We start from the raw sequence: 15,806 nt of genomic DNA, 5'->3' as shown, positions 1-15,806 counted from the left end.
TTTAATGTGTTAGGAACCGGACATACCTTTCTTTAGCCTGGTTCAGCAATTCCTCTTTCAGGCAGATATCTTTCCGGAAAAGCGAAAGCTCCGGGAAGATTTCTTTTTTCTTGGACGCCTTGTTCCAATTTCCTACTACATGCCCCTTATAGAGAAGTACCGGAAAGAACAATCCGTTGTTGGTGAAAGCTTTGGAATAGTCTTCTTTGGGTAGGACGTTCGTCCGGTCCTTGTAGCCTATCAGGTATTCATCGTAGGAGGGAAGAAGGTGCAGGCTGTCGGTCGCCTTTCCTAATGTCCGGCAGGAGTCATGGATGTACCATGTCTGGCTGTGCCATTGTTCGGACATCAGTTCCGGTTCTATCAGAGAAATGGCTTGCCTTGCTTCCGTTAAAGGCAAACCGGACCACCAGGAGAAGTCTTGCAGGGTAGCGGGGGCATGGCTGCGGAAATAGGCTGTAGCCAGGCGGGCCAGCGCTTCTTCTTTCGCTAGTTCGGGGGTAGGTGGAACTCTTTCGTCCAGAAGGGCATAGGTGTGTTGCCGTCCACGGCATTCTCCGCTGCACACAATGCCTTCGACTTCGGCACGCGACATGAAGCGGGTCATGTGGTAGTTGTCTGCAAGCAGTCCCGAATGTTCAAAATGTTCCGCAATCTCTTGTTTCGTCAGGCTTCGCTTCCCGCTGAGGATATTCCCAAGTATGGTGTAGCTTCTTTCATATTGCTGTTCCGTGATTTCCAGACCATGCCCTTTTGCATAGGAATCATTGGCAGATTTGATGCGTTGTGCAGAGAGTTTCAGCATCCAACGAATGTCTTCTGCTGCTACCAGGTGCCATGTGGGGCGCATTACGTGGGTTCTCAGTATTTCCCCTTGATGCAGGGCTTTTTCCACAGCTTGAATTCCCGGTGACTTCAGCCTCATACCTACGGCCCATTTCACCATTGTATAGTCTTGTGCCTGCATGGCGCCCATCCAGGAGACCAGTTCTTTCGGGTGGCGGAAGAGTGGAGTGGACAGTTGCTGGTTCTGTAAGCGTATTTCAGGGATTCTCATGTCGGTATGGTATTCGTTTGTATCAATAGGAATCGCAAAGATAAGAAAAGCAGGTCATTGTAGGGTATATCGTGTCCGCAATTATATTCTTTTGTTTCTTTTAACACCAGCTAATATAGCTATCTTTTATTTTTGTAACGCACAAATTGGGAAAATATTCATAATAAAACAACCATAAGAACTTTTTTATGACTATGAGAACAAATTGTATTTTATTGTTAGCTATTTTGTTGGGAGCTTTTCCCTTAAATCGTGTACATGCCGATGAATCTGGAAGCATTATTCTGTACACTCCTTACACAAAAATTTCCGTGACGCCCGGAGCGTCCATTGATTACAGCATTGATTTGATTAACAATACGGACGGGATTACAAATGCAAATCTCTCGGTCAATGGATTGCCGGGCAGTTGGAAGCATGAAATCAAGTCAGGCGGCTGGACCCTCAGCCAGCTTTCTGTACTGCCCCAGGAAAAGAAAACGTTCAATTTGAAAGTGGAAGTTCCTCTAAAAGTAAATAAAGGAAGTTATCATTTCACAGTATTTGCCGGAGAAACCAAACTGCCGCTGGAGGTGGTCGTGGCCCAGAAAGGAACTTACCAGACCGAGTTCACTACCGACCAGCCCAATATGCAGGGCAATTCCAAGTCCACCTTTACCTTCAATGCCACTTTGAAAAACCAGACGGCCGACCAGCAGCTGTATGCGCTGATGGCCAATGCCCCCAGAGGCTGGAGTGTCGTGTTCAAGCCCAACTATAAGCAGGCCACTTCTGCCCAGGTGGAAGCGAACAGCAGCCAGAATGTGAGTATAGAGATTGTCCCTCCCGCCAATGTGGAAGCCGGCAATTACAAGATTCCGGTACGTGCGGCTACTGGTACGACTTCTGCCGACTTGGAGCTGGAAGTTGTTGTCACGGGTTCCTACGAGATGGAATTGTCCACGCCCAGAGGATTGTTGAGTACCGAAATCACAGCAGGAGATGTGAAGCGTATCGAGTTGGTGGTCCGGAATACCGGTTCTTCATTGTTGAAAGATATCCAGCTTTCTGCCAATAAGCCCGTGGACTGGGAAGTGTCTTTTGAGCCTTCGAAGATTGATATGCTGAAGGCGGGGGAAACGGCCAATGTCGTAGCTACCATGAAAGCATCCAAAAAGGCATTGCCCGGAGATTATGTGGCTACCATGACGGCCAAAACTCCTGAAGTGAATACAGACGCCCAATTCCGCATTGCCGTGAAAACCCCGATGATATGGGGATGGGTGGGCGTTTTGATAATAATCGTTGCCATAGGTGCCGTATGCTATCTGTTCCGTAAATATGGAAGGAGGTGAGCATGGACGAGCGAGTGATTGCATTGACAGACTTGACCAAGCAGTATGGGCGCTTCACTGCCGTAGACCGCATTTGCTTGACTATCCGTAAAGGGGAGATTTTCGGATTATTGGGGCCAAACGGTGCCGGCAAGTCAACTACCATCCTAATGATGCTGGGACTGACGGAACCCACTTCCGGCTCTGTGGAGATTTGCGGTATCGACTCTACCAGGCATCCTATCGAGGTAAAGCGGAAGATAGGCTATCTGCCCGAAGATGTGGGGTTTTATGATGACATGACCGGTCCGGAAAACCTTATATATACTGCGCGTCTCAATGGCATTTCGGATGCCGAAGCGAAAGTCAGGGCGCTGGAGCTGATGGAGCATGTGGGGCTTGCCGGACAGATGAAAAAGAAGACCGGGAAATATTCGCGCGGTATGCGCCAGCGATTGGGACTGGCGGACGTGCTTATCAAAAATCCGGAAATTATAATCCTGGATGAACCTACTTCGGGAATAGACCCTGCCGGTGTTCAGGAGTTCATCGAGCTCATTAGGCAGTTGAGCCGGAAGGAGGGACTGACCGTCTTGTTCTCTTCCCACCACCTGGACCAGGTGCAGAAAGTTTGCGACCGCGTGGGACTGTTCAACAGCGGGAAGCTGGTCACCTTGATTGATATGTCTGATTTGAAGGACAAGCATCAGGAATTGTCTGATATTTATAACCATTATATGGAGGAAGGAGGGGAAAGGCATGAATAAAGTCAATTATCCTTTTTGGGTAGTCGTCAACAAGGAAATATCCGACCATGTGAAAAGTTGGCGGTTCATTATCTTGATGGGAATCATTTTGCTTACGTGCATGGGCTCACTCTATACCTCGCTTACCAACATCGGTGCCGCCATCAAGCCCAATGACCCGGACGGTTCGTTCCTTTTCTTGAAGTTGTTCACAGCCTCGGACGGCACATTGCCTTCTTTTGTGCAGTTTATCAACTTTCTGGGGCCATTGTTGGGGATTGCGCTGGGATTCGATGCTATAAATTCGGAACAGAACAAGGGGACGTTGAGCCGTATGCTGTCACAGCCCGTTCATCGTGATTGCATTATCAATGCCAAGTTCGTGGCTGCATTGATTGTGATAGGTATAATGCTGTTTGTACTGGGATTCCTCGTAATGGGCTGCGGGTTGATAGCGATAGGCATTCCTCCCACAGCAGAAGAATTTTGGAGGATTGTATTCTTTCTCATAATCAGTGTATTCTATGTGGCATTCTGGCTGAATCTGGCCATTCTGTTTTCGCTTTGCTTCCGTCAGGCGGCCACCTCGGCATTGGCTTCGGTGGCGGTATGGTTGTTTTTCAGCGTGTTCTATACGATGATTGTCAACCTGGTTGCCAAGGCGTTGAGCCCCTCGCAGCTGGCATCTCCTTATCAGATAGTCAGTTACCAGAAATTTATTCTCGGTCTGATGCGTCTGGCACCTAGCGAACTGTTCAATGAGGCGACCACAACGCTGCTGATGCCTTCCGTCAGAAGTTTGGGGCCGCTCACTATGGAGCAGGTTCAGGGGGCCATTCCTAGCCCGCTGCCATTGGGACAGAGTCTTTTGGTGGTGTGGCCGCAGCTCACCGGACTGATTGCAGCTACTGTTATCTGTTTTGCCCTTTCGTATGTCATATTCATGAGACGGGAAGTCAGATCACGGTAATGATAAGTATGTTTTATTGAGTGTTGAAAGTCCGTTCCGGCATTGGTTGCTTGAACGGACTTTTAATATTATTTGCCCGAACATTTGGTAATTCCAAAAACTTCCCTTACTTTTGCGCCCCGAACAAGGAGAGGTGCTCGAGTGGTTGAAGAGGCACGCCTGGAAAGCGTGTATACCCCTAAAGGGTATCGGGGGTTCGAATCCCCCTCTCTCCGCAACAGTTCTGAATAAGATGGAAAACTAGCGGGTAAAGGTCTACAAATCTATGATTTGTAGACCTTTTTTGCTTGTACTCCGTTTGCTTTGAAAGACTTGGAAACTATGTCTTTGTAAATTAATTATAGATAATGAAAGTTGGATGACATCTCCTTTCATAATAAGGCGATGGGATAATGCATTGCCACTGCAAAGCAAGTGCATGCTTTTTGCAGTGCTACTGCATTCAGCTTTGCAGTGGCGCTGCAACACATATGCAGTGTCACTGCAGCATATATGCAGTAGCGCTGCAACACGTTTGCAGTCACACTGCAGCAGATGTGCAGCGACGCTGACCCGGTAGGTGTGTACGGGATTGTATCATGTTTCGTTAAGAAGATATTATAAAGTATCCTTTGAATGTCGTATTTTTGTCTATCTGTAATTTAGAGTAGTCAAAGAAAACTATGAAACACACTCGTATGAAACTAAAAACAGCGGTAAAGAACCTTCATGAAGGCTGGAAATTCCGGCAGGCGAGACTGACCAATTGGTATCCGGCTACAGTTCCGGGAGTAGTCCACACGGACTTACTGCAGAACAAGATTATTGAAGACCCGTTTTTCCGGTTGAACGAACGGGGATTGCAATGGATTGACAAGGAAGACTGGGTTTATGAAACTTGCTTTACTCTTGCTGCCGACATGATGCGGAAAGAGAATATGGAGCTTGTGTTCGAGGGGCTGGATACTTACGCTGACGTTTATTTGAATGATGAATGTATACTGAAAGCGGACAATATGTTTCGCCGCTGGTCTATCCCCGTTAGGCAGTACATCAGGGAGGAGAATAATATACTGAAGGTGTACTTCCATTCGCCGGTAAAGATAGACGTCCCCAAATGGGATGCACTTCCTTACCAGTATCCGGCATCCAATGACCAGTCTGAAAACGGAGGCTTGTTCAACAAGAAGATAAGCATTTTTGCCCGTAAGGCGGGTTATCATTATGGCTGGGACTGGGGCCCACGTCTGGTTACCTCCGGCATCTGGCGTCCGGTGTATATCAGGGCTTGGAGCGATTTGAGAATCAACGATGTGTTTATCGAGCAGAAGGAAGTCGGTGCAGGCAGGGCCGTGATTGCCGGACATGTGGAGCTGGATGCCGATAAGGATATGGACGGAGTGCTGGTCACGATAACAGACGAGGCTACCGGAAGAGTGCTTGGCGAGTGGCAAGCGGATTTGAAGCGAGGCACCAATCGGGTGACCGTTGATTTCGTCCTTCACAAGCCGAAGCTGTGGTGGAGTAATGGACTGGGGGAGCCTTTCCTTTACCGTTTCCGTACGGATATCATTGCAGGCGGGGAATTGTTGGACTCTAAAACCGAAAGGGTGGGCATACGCTCTTTGAAGGTGGTGCATCAGCCGGATAAGGACGGGCATACTTTCTATATAGAGCTGAACGGGCGTCCGGTTTTTGCCAAAGGAGCCAATTACATCCCTTCGGATAACTTCCTGCCGCGCGTCGCTCCCGAGAATTATAAAAGGACGATTCTCGATGCCGCCGGTGTAAACATGAATATGTTGCGTGTCTGGGGCGGAGGTATCTATGAGAACGATGTCTTCTATGATTTGTGTGATGAGCATGGAATTATGATTTGGCAGGACTTTATGTTTGCCTGCAGCATGTATCCGGCAGAAGGCGCCCTGCTCGATAATATCCATCAGGAGGCGGTGGACAATGTGAAACGTTTGCGCAATCATGCCTGCATTGCTTTGTGGTGTGGAAACAATGAATGCCAGGATGCCTGGCTGGGCTGGGGCTGGAAGTGCGAGATAGAACGGCAGAACAAGGAATATGCCGACAAGATTTGGGCACAGTACCGGCAGCAGTATCATGTCACCTTACCCGGGGTGGTCAGGGAGTATGCACCCGGAACCTTCTATTGGCCTTCTTCTCCGTTCGCATTCGAGGGAGAGATGTCCGGTACTACTGACGGGGACCGTCACTATTGGAGTGTCTGGCATGGTAAAGCACCCATTTCCGATTATGACAGCGAGAAATCCCGCTTTTTCAGCGAGTACGGCTTTCAGTCTTTTCCAGAGTTCGACTCCGTCAAGCGCTATGCTCCTTACCCCGAAGACTGGGATATACGTTCCGAGGTGATGATGTCCCATCAGCGTGGTGGCGACCATGCCAACGGGCTGATTGAGACTTACCTATTGAATGAATATAAAAAGCCGCGTGATTTCCGGGCATTCCTTTATATGAACCATGTGCTGCAGGGAGATGCCATCAAGACGGCCATCGAGTCGCACCGCCGCCAGATGCCGTATAATATGGGGACGCTTTTCTGGCAGCACAACGACTGTTGGCCCGTAGCTTCCTGGGCGAGCCGTGACTATTACGGACGCTGGAAGGCGCAGCACTATTATACTCGCAAGGTCTATGATGACATCCTGATTTCTCCGGTAGTGGAGGGGGATGATTTGAAAGTATATGCAGTGTCCGACCGCTTGGAGAATACTTCCGGCCGGCTGCAGCTCCAGGTCTGCCGGTTCGACGGCACTGTGGTTTATCACTGGGACAAATCTGTCGGCATTTCCGGTAATGACAGCCGTGTCTGTTTTTCCGCACCGCTTGCCAAGCTGCTGGAGGGGGCAGATAGAGGAACGGTATATGTCCGCGTAGACTATACGGACAAATCGGGCAGGGTGTACCATAACAACTACTGTCTGGACAAGCAGAAGAATATGAATTATCCGAAAGTGGATTTGCAGACCGAAGTCCGTTCCATTGAAGGCGGATATGAAGTGACGGTATCAACAGACAAGTTTGCCCGTGCCGTATGCTTGTCCGTTGCTGACAATGAAAGTGTATATAGCGACAATTATTTTGATGTCCAGCCGAAGAGCAGCGTGCAGGTACAGGTCAGGACGCGATTGTCTGCCGAAGCGTTCAACGCTTCGTTGAGGCTGACTTGCTTGAACAATGAATTCTGATAAGTTATGGAAAAACAAAGCGGAGCAACATATTGAAATGTTACTCCGCTTCTCATTGAGATGTTGAAAAATGTGTTTTCAGGAGATTTAGTTGTTTTCTTTTTTAATGTCTATGGTCATGAACCGTTCACCGTCATATAGACTTTTGACGCGGATGTTCAGTCCTTTTTTCTCTTTCAGCTGTTCCGCTATATTGTCCAGCTTGAAGGAGGCCAGTCCGGTGCCCAGTGTGAGCTGACTGTCATTGTAGGCATTGTGGCGGAATTCGAGATTGACGTAATCCGGTTTGTCGTTCTCGCCGGTGGATGCTTCGTTGATGACCAGGTTCAGCATGTGCTTCTTATCTTCGTTGTTACTGTGGTAGAATTGATACTTGATGTTCAGATACTCACCCGTAATCCATAAATCCGTGGCGTTGATGTTGTCGTCTCCGATACTGTCCGCCTTTTCGGCAGGCATGGAGTAGATGTCTTTGGTCAGAATATTTTCGATGTGCTTTATTTGGGCATTGTATTCGTAGCCTGGAAGTTTCTCTTCCAGTTCGCGGAAGTAGATGAAAGCCCTCTGGCCGTCTGTTACGGCATAGTCGTGAACATAGGTTGTGTCACTGGGATATAGTTTACTGCCTTCGTCCAGTGAGAAATAGTAGTCTTTTCCTTCGATGACCTTCACCGTACCTACGGCGAACAAAGTGTCATATTTGTCATCCCAATCGTCCAGGCATGATTGCAATACAATGGCAGTCAGGAATAAAAGCATGGATGTTGCCAATGTCATTCTCAGTTTCTTCATAAGTGGTAGGTTTTAGCTCTTTTTCTGTTTAAATCTTATTTTTGTATTCAAAAAATGCGGTGAAAAGCTAAATACTGCGTAGTATATTGTTAAAGAAATGAAAGTATGATTTTCTTCTCTGCCTGATGCAGTATTTTTGCGCCAGTTGCATTTTTAAGGTAAACACGTGTTAAAAGAGAGAATGGAAGAACAGGAATTGGCAGAACGCTGTAGGCAAGGGGACAACCTTGCCCGCAAAGAACTGTATGAGCGCTATGCGGGACGCATGCTCAGCGTATGCCTCCGTTATGCAGGTGACCGGGAGACTGCCCAAGACCTGATGCATGACGGTTTTCTGAAACTTTTTGATTCTTTCGATAAGTTCACTTGGCGGGGAGAGGGCTCTCTGCGGGCATGGATGGAACGCGTAATGGTGAATACGGTATTGCAGTATTTGCGGAAAAATGATGTGATGAATCAGTCATCGGCTTTGGAGAATGCACCCGAAGCTTATGAGGAACCGGAAGGTTCGTCGATAGATGTCATTCCTCAAAAGGTGCTGATGCAGTTTATCAGTGAACTGCCTGCCGGCTATCGTACCGTATTCAACTTATATATTTTTGAAGAGAAATCCCATAAGGAGATTGCTCGACTATTGGGAATTAATGAAAAATCCTCTGCCTCGCAGTTGACGCGTGCTAAAGCGACTTTAGCGGCAAAAGTACGTGAGTGGATGAAAAGAAATGATTAAATGAAGGAACGTATGGAAGATGAATTGTGGTTGAAAAAGATAAAGGACAAGCTGGAAGACTATTCCGAACCGTTGCCGGTTGCCGGATGGGAGCGGTTGGAAAAGGAATTGTCCCTTTCCGGAACTCCGATAACCGGATCGCATAGGATGATGCCTTTCCGTCGCTGGGCGGTGGCTGCGGCAGCTGTGCTGCTGGTGGCAGTATCGTCCGTCAGTCTGTGGCTGTTGCAGAGTCCGGTAGGGAATGAAATGCGGCATACGTCAGTGCCTGCTTTGGCTGTGGCTCCGGATGTCTTGCCGGAACAGACGGTACCTGCTGTACGGACTAATCCCATAGAGCCTGCCTATCGGGCACATGGAAATGCATCGGCACCCAATAGGGAGGCAAGTCGCCCTTTGGTTGCACAACATATCAGAATATCGGTTGACGATGAGCGGCAGGAGGAAATGTTGCCGGTTGAAACTGCAGGTGAGGCTGTCGGTATTGGGCAGCAGGCGGAAGAGCCGGTAATGGAAGATACGGACCATGCGACCGCAATGCAGGCAGAGGAACCGGAGAGAACAAGGAAAGACCGCTATCGTCCGTCAGGCCGGGACAAACTGCATCTTCCGGAAAGAAACAGTTCTGGTAGGGATACTAAAGGATGGGCGGTTGGCTTGTCCGTAGGAAATACGGGAGGTTTTTCATTGGCGAATGAAGGGGAAGCGAATGTGATGTCGGACTACATGCCTGGAAGTCCTATTTATGGCGGTAACGTAGATTTATCCTCTACGGCCAATGGCATTGTTACTATTCCCGACGGGCAGGAACTGGTTTTTAAGGATGGTATGCCCTATCTGCAAAGACGCGAAAAGAAAATTGCGGATATAGACCATAAACAACCGCTCAGTTTCGGTGTTTCGGTGCGGAAAAACTTGGCGAAGGGTTTCTCTGTGGAAAGCGGGCTGACGTATACCTATCTTGCTTCTGACGTAAGGTATGAGGGCAGCTCGGAAAAGATAAGCCAGAAGCTGCATTATATTGGCATTCCGGTACGGGCCAACTGGAACTTTGTGGATGCAAAGAACTTTACGATGTACGTTTCGGCGGGGGGTGCCATTGAAAAATGTGTGTATGGCAAGATTGGTACTGAGAGTGAGACTGTGAAACCGGTACAGCTTTCTGTCATGGGTGCTGTCGGTGCCCAGTATAACATAAGCAATAGGGTGGGCCTGTATGTGGAACCGGGAGTATCTTATTTCTTTGATGACGGTTCGTCGATACAGACTATACGCAAGGAGAACCCGTGTAACTTTACGTTGCAGGCCGGTATACGTCTTACTTATTGATAGCAGGACAGACATGTTTTTGTCCACTTTCTTGTAGATTCAGAATTTTCTTAATAACTTTCGGCCGTGTTTCTTCGTTGGTGGATGAAGGGACACGGTTTTTTATTGATTGAGAAGAAAGAAAGTAGGTCGGGACATGCCCGGCAATATAACAAACACGTAGTAAAATAGACAAAATGAAGATTAAAAAGAAAGTAGCCTTAAGCGGGCTATTGCTTTGTTGTGCAATCACGGCAAAAGCACAAGTGTGTATTACTCCCCAGGTGGAGCAGCGTGCCAGGGAGTTGGTTTCTCAAATGACGCTGGAAGAAAAAATCGATTACATTTCCGGTCCCAAATCTTTTTATATCCGGGCTGTACCCCGGCTTGGCATACCCGAAATCAGGATGGCCGATGGTCCGCAAGGCATACGTAACAATACTCAAAGTACCTTGTATCCTTGTGGCATCTTGTCGGCTTCGACATGGAACCGTAAGTTGGCTAGAGAGCTGGGACATGGTTTGGCCCGGGATGCAAAGGCCCGTGGGGTAAGTATTCTGTTGGGGCCTGGAGTCAATATCTACCGCTCTCCTCTATGCGGGCGAAACTATGAGTATTTTGGTGAAGACCCTTATTTGACGGGCGAAACTGCTAAAGAATATATCTTGGGAGTGCAGGAAGAGGGAGTTATGGCTACGGTGAAGCATTTTGCGGCCAATAACCAGGAGTGGAGCAGACATCATGCCAGCTCAGATGTGGATGAACGCACGCTGCAGGAAATTTATTTTCCCGCGTTCCGAAAAGCTGTGCAGGAAGCAGGAGTAGGGGCGGTTATGGATAGCTATAATCCGCTGAACGGGGTACATGCCACCGAAAACAGCTGGCTGAACATTGATGTATTACGCAAGCAGTGGGGATTTAAAGGTATCCTGATGTCTGACTGGACATCTGTATATTCCGGTGTGGGAGCCGCTAATGGAGGGTTGGATTTGGAAATGCCCGTCGGTAAATTCATGACCAGGGAAATTCTTATTCCGGCAATAGAGAATGGTATCGTGAAGGAAGAGACCATTGACGCCAAAGTCCGGCATATACTCCAGACATTGATTGCTTTTGGAGCACTTGATACTCCGAGAGAAGATAAATCTATCGATAAAGACAATGCACAGTCTAAGGAAATTGCACTTGACTTGGCGAGAGAAGGAGTAGTCTTATTGAAAAATGATAACGGTACGTTGCCTTACCGGAACGGTAGAACATTGGTAATCGGGCCTAATGCCGATATTATTCCCACAGGAGGAGGAAGCGGATTTGTCACCCCTTATTCGGTAGTGTCACTCTATGACGGTATGGTTCAGTTGAAGGGCGGCAGACAGATAGAGCTGCTGTCTGACAGCATTCTTTATAAGGATATGTCCCAACAGATTTATACGGATGGCAGTTTTACGCAAAACGGTTTTAAGGGCGAATATTATAATACTCGTAATCTTACCGGAGAACTCTTTCAAGCTGCCATAGAGCCTGCCATAGACCATGCCTGGAAATACGGTGCACCGTTCGACGGCATGCCGGTAGATCAGTTTTCTGCCCGTTGGACGGGAGTTTACAAGGCTGACAAGGATGGAACTGTCAAGTTCCAGCTGGCTGGCGATGACGGATACCGTCTGTTTGTAAACGATAAGCTGATTACCGGAGATTGGGGGAACCATTCATTCAGTACCCGCAGTGCATTTATGCAGGTCAGTGCAGGGGAGATATACCGGTTGCGTATTGAATATTTTGATAATGTGGGTGAGGCGACTGTCAGTTTCCAGGCAGGAATGATGGATGAGGAGCGTTTGGCCTCTTCACTGAAGCATGCCAGGAATGTTATTGTATGTGCCGGGTTCAACAGCAGTACAGAAGGTGAAGGGTTCGACCGTCCGTTTGCATTGTCATACGGGCAGGAATATCTCATTAATAAAGTGGCTTCACTTCATGATAATGTGACTGTGGTGGTGAATGCCGGAGGTGGAATAGATTTCCGCAATTGGGGGCAGAATGTACAAGCTATTTTGATGGCATGGTATCCGGGGCAGGAGGGTGGAAAGGCCCTTGCCGAAATCATTACGGGCAAGCTTTCGCCAAGTGGCAAACTGCCAGTCAGCATCGAGGAAAAATGGGAAGATAATCCGGTATATGGTAATTATTATGACAATCGCAATGTACCTCATAAACGGGTGCAGTATGCCGAAGGTGTTTTTGTAGGTTATAGGGGATATGACCGGAATGGAAAACAGCCGCTCTATCCTTTCGGGTATGGACTGTCATACAGTAGTTTTGAATACAGTAATCTGAGTGTTGAGAAGACGGGTGGAAACCGGGTTACGGTAAGCTTTGACATCAAGAATACCGGAAAGATGGATGCTGCAGAAGCGGCTCAGGTATATGTGCGGGATGTGGAATGTTCTGTTCCGCGTCCATTGAAGGAGTTGAAAGGCTACGATAAGGTTTACTTGAAGAAGGGGGAAACCAAGCGCATCCGGATATTGCTGGATGAGGAAGCCTTTGCCTACTATGATGTGGAATCACATCGGTTTGTAGTGGAAAAGGGGACTTTTGAGATTCTGGCAGGTCCTTCTTCGGCTGATTTGCCATTGAAGGCAACTGTTGTTTTATGATAAAATAAATATCAAAACAAGAATGGTGGTATGAAAAAGATAATAATACTGATGGTTTGTCTGTGGGGACTTGGTAACACCTTTACCTTGGCACAAACTACGGAGAAGGAGAAATTCATCTCAGGCTTGATGAAGCAGATGACGCTGGACGAAAAGATAGGCCAGCTTGCACAATGCACCTACCGGGGGAATTTTACCGGACCCGACGGTGGAAATATTCCTAAGGAAGAATACGTACGGCAAGGCAGAATAGGCTCTATGCTGAATGTGATAGGAGTAAAGGATATACGCCGTTATCAAGAGCTTGCTTTGCAATCGCGTTTGCGCATTCCTTTAATTTTCGGACTGGATGTTATCCACGGCTATCGTACCGGATTTCCGCTTCCGCTTGCTGAGGCTGCAAGTTTCGATTTGGCCATGATTGAGGAAGCTGCACGCTACAATGCTTTGGAAAGTGCCGCCGATGGTTTGAACTGGGTTTTTGCCCCGATGGTGGATATTTCGTGGGACGCACGTTGGGGACGCGTCATGGAAGGGGCCGGTGAGGACCCTTATTATGGTTCTCGGGTAGCGGAGGCGCGTGTCAGAGGCTTGCAAGGAGACGATTTGGCGGACACGACGACTGTCATGGCATGTATGAAACATTTTGCCGGATATGGTGCACCGATAGCAGGAAAGGAGTATAATAGTGTGGATATGTCAATGGGCCACTTTGCCAATTTTTATATGCCTCCCTATAAGGCGGCCATAAAGGCAGGAGCAGCTACCGTGATGAGTGCTTTCAATGATTTTAATAATATTCCTTGTACTGCCAATGATTTCTTGCTCAACCGGCTATTGAGAGAGCAGTGGGGATTTAAGGGATTTGTTGTGTCCGATTATAATTCGGTAGAGGAATTGGTGAACCACCGTTATGCTGCTGACAAGAAAGATGCCGCAGCCAAAGCGCTGAATGCTGGTCTGGACATGGAGATGGTAAGTACCTGCTACTTGACTTATCTGAAGGAGCTTGTTCAAGAAGGGAAAGTAAAGGAGAGTGTGCTTGATGATGCAGTACGGCGTATTTTGGAGAAGAAATATGAGTTGGGATTGTTTGAGGACCCTTTTCGCTACTGTAATCCGGAAAGAGCAGCCAGAATACTCAATGCACCCGAAGTCCGCAATGCTTCGCTCCGTATGGCCGAGCGTTCCGTTGTATTGCTGGAGAATAGGGAATCCGTGCTTCCGTTGACGGCACAGACGAGGAAGATAGCCTTGATAGGAGGACTCTCAAAATCCCAATACGATATGGCAGGCGCTTGGGCCGCCACTACGGACCGGAGCAAAGTGGTGACCTTGTATGATGCACTGGTCCGGAAAGGACTGGAGGTGAACTATGCTGAAGGCTATGATATGAAGAGCAATCAGTTGACCGGATTGCAGGAAGCATTGCAGGCTGCTGAGGCTTCGGATGTCATTGTTGTGGCGGTAGGCGAGAGATTCGGTCAGAGTGGCGAGAAGGCTTCCAAAGTGAATATAGCCATACCCGAGGGGCAGCAGAAGCTGGTGTCGGAACTGGCAAAGACTGGAAAACCTGTCATTGCTCTTGTCATGTGTGGGCGTCCGGTAATCTTCAATGAGATAAGGGAACATGCTGATGCGGTACTGTGTACTTGGTGGCTGGGAAGTGAGGCCGGCAATGCCATATGCAATGTGTTGTGGGGAGAGTATAATCCTTCGGCTAAATTGCCCATGACATTTCCTGCACATGTAGGACAGATTCCCATTTATTATCAGAATAAGAGCACCGGCCGCCCTACCGCATTGAAACAGACCTATAAGGCATCTTATATCGATGCTTCCACTGAGCCTGCCTATCCTTTCGGATATGGGCTTTCGTACACGGATTTTGGATATTCTGATTTGAAACTGCTGCCGGGCAAGGCTGCAGGCGTCCATACGGAGGTATCGGTAAAAGTGACTAATACCGGTAAGTGTGCAGGAGAGGAAGTAGTCCAGTTGTATGTGCAAGATAAGGTAGCGTCTGTTACGCGCCCGATAAAGGAATTGAAGGGCTTCAGGAAAATTCATCTGAATGCGGGTGAAAGCAAAACTGTAGTTTTTCAGATAACTGACGATGCACTGGGATTCTATGACAATGAGATGAATTATATGGTAGAACCTGGTGATTTCGTCTTTATGGTGGGTGGCAGTAGTGATGATGTACAGCAGATTACCTATAACTTGGAAGAATAGGGTTCTTGTCCTATAAATGAAAAGCAAGGCTGTCCGGATATGATTCCAGACAGCCTTGCTTTTCTGTTTTAGTTGGTTATCACATTCGTGAAATACTCTTTGAACAGTTTTTCTGCCCGTTCCAGTTGTTCCGGAGTATTTTCCTTTACTTCTTTCAATTTGTAATCCCATCCCATGGCTTCGTATTTGTGAACGCCCAGACGGTGATAAGGAAGTATTTCCACCCGTTGTATTTGCCGGTATTTGCCGAAACTTTCACCCAGTAGGCAGATGTCTTCTTCCGAATCGCTGTAACCGGGAACCAGTACGTAGCGCAACCAGAAGGGGCGCCCATGTTCTTCGAGCCAGGCAGCGGTGCGGAGTGTCTGTTCGTTGCTCCGTCCCGTTAGCGTGCGGTGGCGTTCGGGATTGAATTGCTTGATGTCCAGCAGCACGAGGTCAGTCAGACTAAAGAGCTCTTCCACCTTTTCATTCCAGATGCCTCCGTTACTGTCCAGGCAGATATGGATGCCGTTTGCCTTCAGTTCCTTGAAAAGAGGAATCAGCGCTTCTGCTTGCAGGGTAGGCTCACCGCCGGAGAAGGTAATGCCTCCTTTCTTCCCGAAGAATGCCTTTTGGCTGATAGCCATTTGCAGGATTTCTTCCGGAGTGGTGGGAGTACCTCCTTTTACATCAATCGTATCCGGATTGGCACAATACAGACAACGGAACGGACATCCTTGCAGGAAAACGACGAGCCGGAGACCCGGCCCGTCGAATGTTCCCATACTTTCGTAAGAGTGTACGTTTATCATA

Annotated in this window: 11 protein-coding genes and 1 tRNA gene; 9 read left to right on the top strand and 3 right to left on the bottom strand. The window is 48.0% G+C overall.

Annotated elements, in window-relative coordinates; genetic code table 11:
- Nucleotide 1: 1 nt before the first annotated feature.
- The gene (locus tag H1A11_RS10100) at nt 2–1,057 is read right to left on the bottom strand and encodes a winged helix DNA-binding domain-containing protein (protein WP_117600374.1); all 1,056 of its coding nucleotides are present in this window, start codon (nt 1,055–1,057) and stop codon (nt 2–4) included.
- Between the two features lie 188 nt (nt 1,058–1,245).
- On the opposite strand from H1A11_RS10100, the gene H1A11_RS10095 reads away from it, so the two are divergent.
- From H1A11_RS10095 to H1A11_RS10075, 5 genes are all read left to right on the top strand, one after another.
- Nucleotides 1,246–2,391 carry an NEW3 domain-containing protein gene (locus tag H1A11_RS10095; protein WP_117600372.1) on the top strand — a complete coding sequence of 382 codons (1,146 nt, stop codon included), beginning with the start codon at nt 1,246–1,248 and terminating at the stop codon, nt 2,389–2,391.
- A 2-nt stretch (nt 2,392–2,393) separates the two neighbouring features.
- Nucleotides 2,394–3,137: an ABC transporter ATP-binding protein gene (locus tag H1A11_RS10090; RefSeq protein WP_034522675.1), complete on the top strand. Its 744-nt coding sequence runs from the start codon at nt 2,394–2,396 to the stop codon at nt 3,135–3,137.
- Nucleotides 3,130–4,086 (top strand): ABC transporter permease, encoded by a 957-nt coding sequence (locus H1A11_RS10085; protein ID WP_008664980.1) that lies wholly within the window; start codon nt 3,130–3,132, stop codon nt 4,084–4,086. The genes H1A11_RS10090 and H1A11_RS10085 overlap by 8 nt, the downstream gene beginning before the upstream one ends.
- Nucleotides 4,087–4,213: 127 nt before the next feature.
- A tRNA-Ser gene (locus H1A11_RS10080) sits at nt 4,214–4,301 on the top strand.
- Between the two features lie 447 nt (nt 4,302–4,748).
- On the top strand, nt 4,749–7,286 hold the full coding sequence (locus tag H1A11_RS10075) for a glycoside hydrolase family 2 protein (protein WP_181757161.1): 2,538 nt from the start codon (nt 4,749–4,751) through the stop codon (nt 7,284–7,286).
- Nucleotides 7,287–7,373: 87 nt separating this feature from the next.
- Here H1A11_RS10075 and H1A11_RS10070 read toward each other — a convergent pair whose 3' ends face one another.
- On the bottom strand, nt 7,374–8,078 hold the full coding sequence (locus H1A11_RS10070; RefSeq protein WP_005831671.1) for a NigD-like protein: 705 nt from the start codon (nt 8,076–8,078) through the stop codon (nt 7,374–7,376).
- Nucleotides 8,079–8,259: 181 nt separating this feature from the next.
- Between H1A11_RS10070 and H1A11_RS10065 the strand changes: the two genes are divergently transcribed.
- The 4 genes from H1A11_RS10065 (at nt 8,260) to H1A11_RS10050 (ending at nt 15,011) form a co-directional block, all read left to right on the top strand.
- Nucleotides 8,260–8,808: an RNA polymerase sigma factor gene (locus H1A11_RS10065; protein ID WP_005831669.1), complete on the top strand. Its 549-nt coding sequence runs from the start codon at nt 8,260–8,262 to the stop codon at nt 8,806–8,808.
- Nucleotides 8,809–10,137, top strand: a complete 1,329-nt coding sequence (locus tag H1A11_RS10060; protein WP_034522673.1) for a porin family protein — start codon at nt 8,809–8,811, stop codon at nt 10,135–10,137.
- A gap of 176 nt (nt 10,138–10,313) precedes the next feature.
- A complete protein-coding gene (locus tag H1A11_RS10055; protein ID WP_181757160.1) occupies nt 10,314–12,776 on the top strand; it encodes a glycoside hydrolase family 3 protein in 2,463 nt (820 codons plus the stop codon).
- A 30-nt stretch (nt 12,777–12,806) separates the two neighbouring features.
- Entirely contained in the window at nt 12,807–15,011 is a 2,205-nt protein-coding gene (locus H1A11_RS10050) for a glycoside hydrolase family 3 N-terminal domain-containing protein (RefSeq protein WP_181757159.1), read from the top strand.
- Nucleotides 15,012–15,079: 68 nt separating this feature from the next.
- Here the strand turns inward: H1A11_RS10050 and pflA are convergent, their stop codons facing one another.
- Nucleotides 15,080–15,805, bottom strand: a complete 726-nt coding sequence (pflA, locus tag H1A11_RS10045) for a pyruvate formate-lyase-activating protein (protein WP_181757158.1) — start codon at nt 15,803–15,805, stop codon at nt 15,080–15,082.
- Between the last annotated feature and the right edge of the window lies 1 nt (nt 15,806).

The organism is Bacteroides sp. CACC 737, assembly GCF_013874375.1.
In the GTDB taxonomy this organism is placed as follows: Bacteria; Bacteroidota; Bacteroidia; order Bacteroidales; family Bacteroidaceae; genus Bacteroides; species Bacteroides uniformis.
The sequence above is the reverse complement of the archived record's forward strand: the minus strand, read 5'-3'. Positions and strand labels throughout refer to the sequence as shown.

Bases quoted from the DNA above. Each gene is read 5' to 3' on its own strand.
- H1A11_RS10100 (WP_117600374.1), bottom strand. From the start codon at position 1,057: ATGAGAATCCCTGAAATACGCTTACAGAACCAGCAACTGTCCACTCCA.
- H1A11_RS10095 (WP_117600372.1), top strand. From the start codon at position 1,246: ATGACTATGAGAACAAATTGTATTTTATTGTTAGCTATTTTGTTGGGA.
- H1A11_RS10090 (WP_034522675.1), top strand. From the start codon at position 2,394: ATGGACGAGCGAGTGATTGCATTGACAGACTTGACCAAGCAGTATGGG.
- H1A11_RS10085 (WP_008664980.1), top strand. From the start codon at position 3,130: ATGAATAAAGTCAATTATCCTTTTTGGGTAGTCGTCAACAAGGAAATA.
- H1A11_RS10075 (WP_181757161.1), top strand. From the start codon at position 4,749: ATGAAACACACTCGTATGAAACTAAAAACAGCGGTAAAGAACCTTCAT.
- H1A11_RS10070 (WP_005831671.1), bottom strand. From the start codon at position 8,078: ATGAAGAAACTGAGAATGACATTGGCAACATCCATGCTTTTATTCCTG.
- H1A11_RS10065 (WP_005831669.1), top strand. From the start codon at position 8,260: ATGGAAGAACAGGAATTGGCAGAACGCTGTAGGCAAGGGGACAACCTT.
- H1A11_RS10060 (WP_034522673.1), top strand. From the start codon at position 8,809: ATGAAGGAACGTATGGAAGATGAATTGTGGTTGAAAAAGATAAAGGAC.
- H1A11_RS10055 (WP_181757160.1), top strand. From the start codon at position 10,314: ATGAAGATTAAAAAGAAAGTAGCCTTAAGCGGGCTATTGCTTTGTTGT.
- H1A11_RS10050 (WP_181757159.1), top strand. From the start codon at position 12,807: ATGAAAAAGATAATAATACTGATGGTTTGTCTGTGGGGACTTGGTAAC.
- pflA (WP_181757158.1), bottom strand. From the start codon at position 15,805: ATGATAAACGTACACTCTTACGAAAGTATGGGAACATTCGACGGGCCG.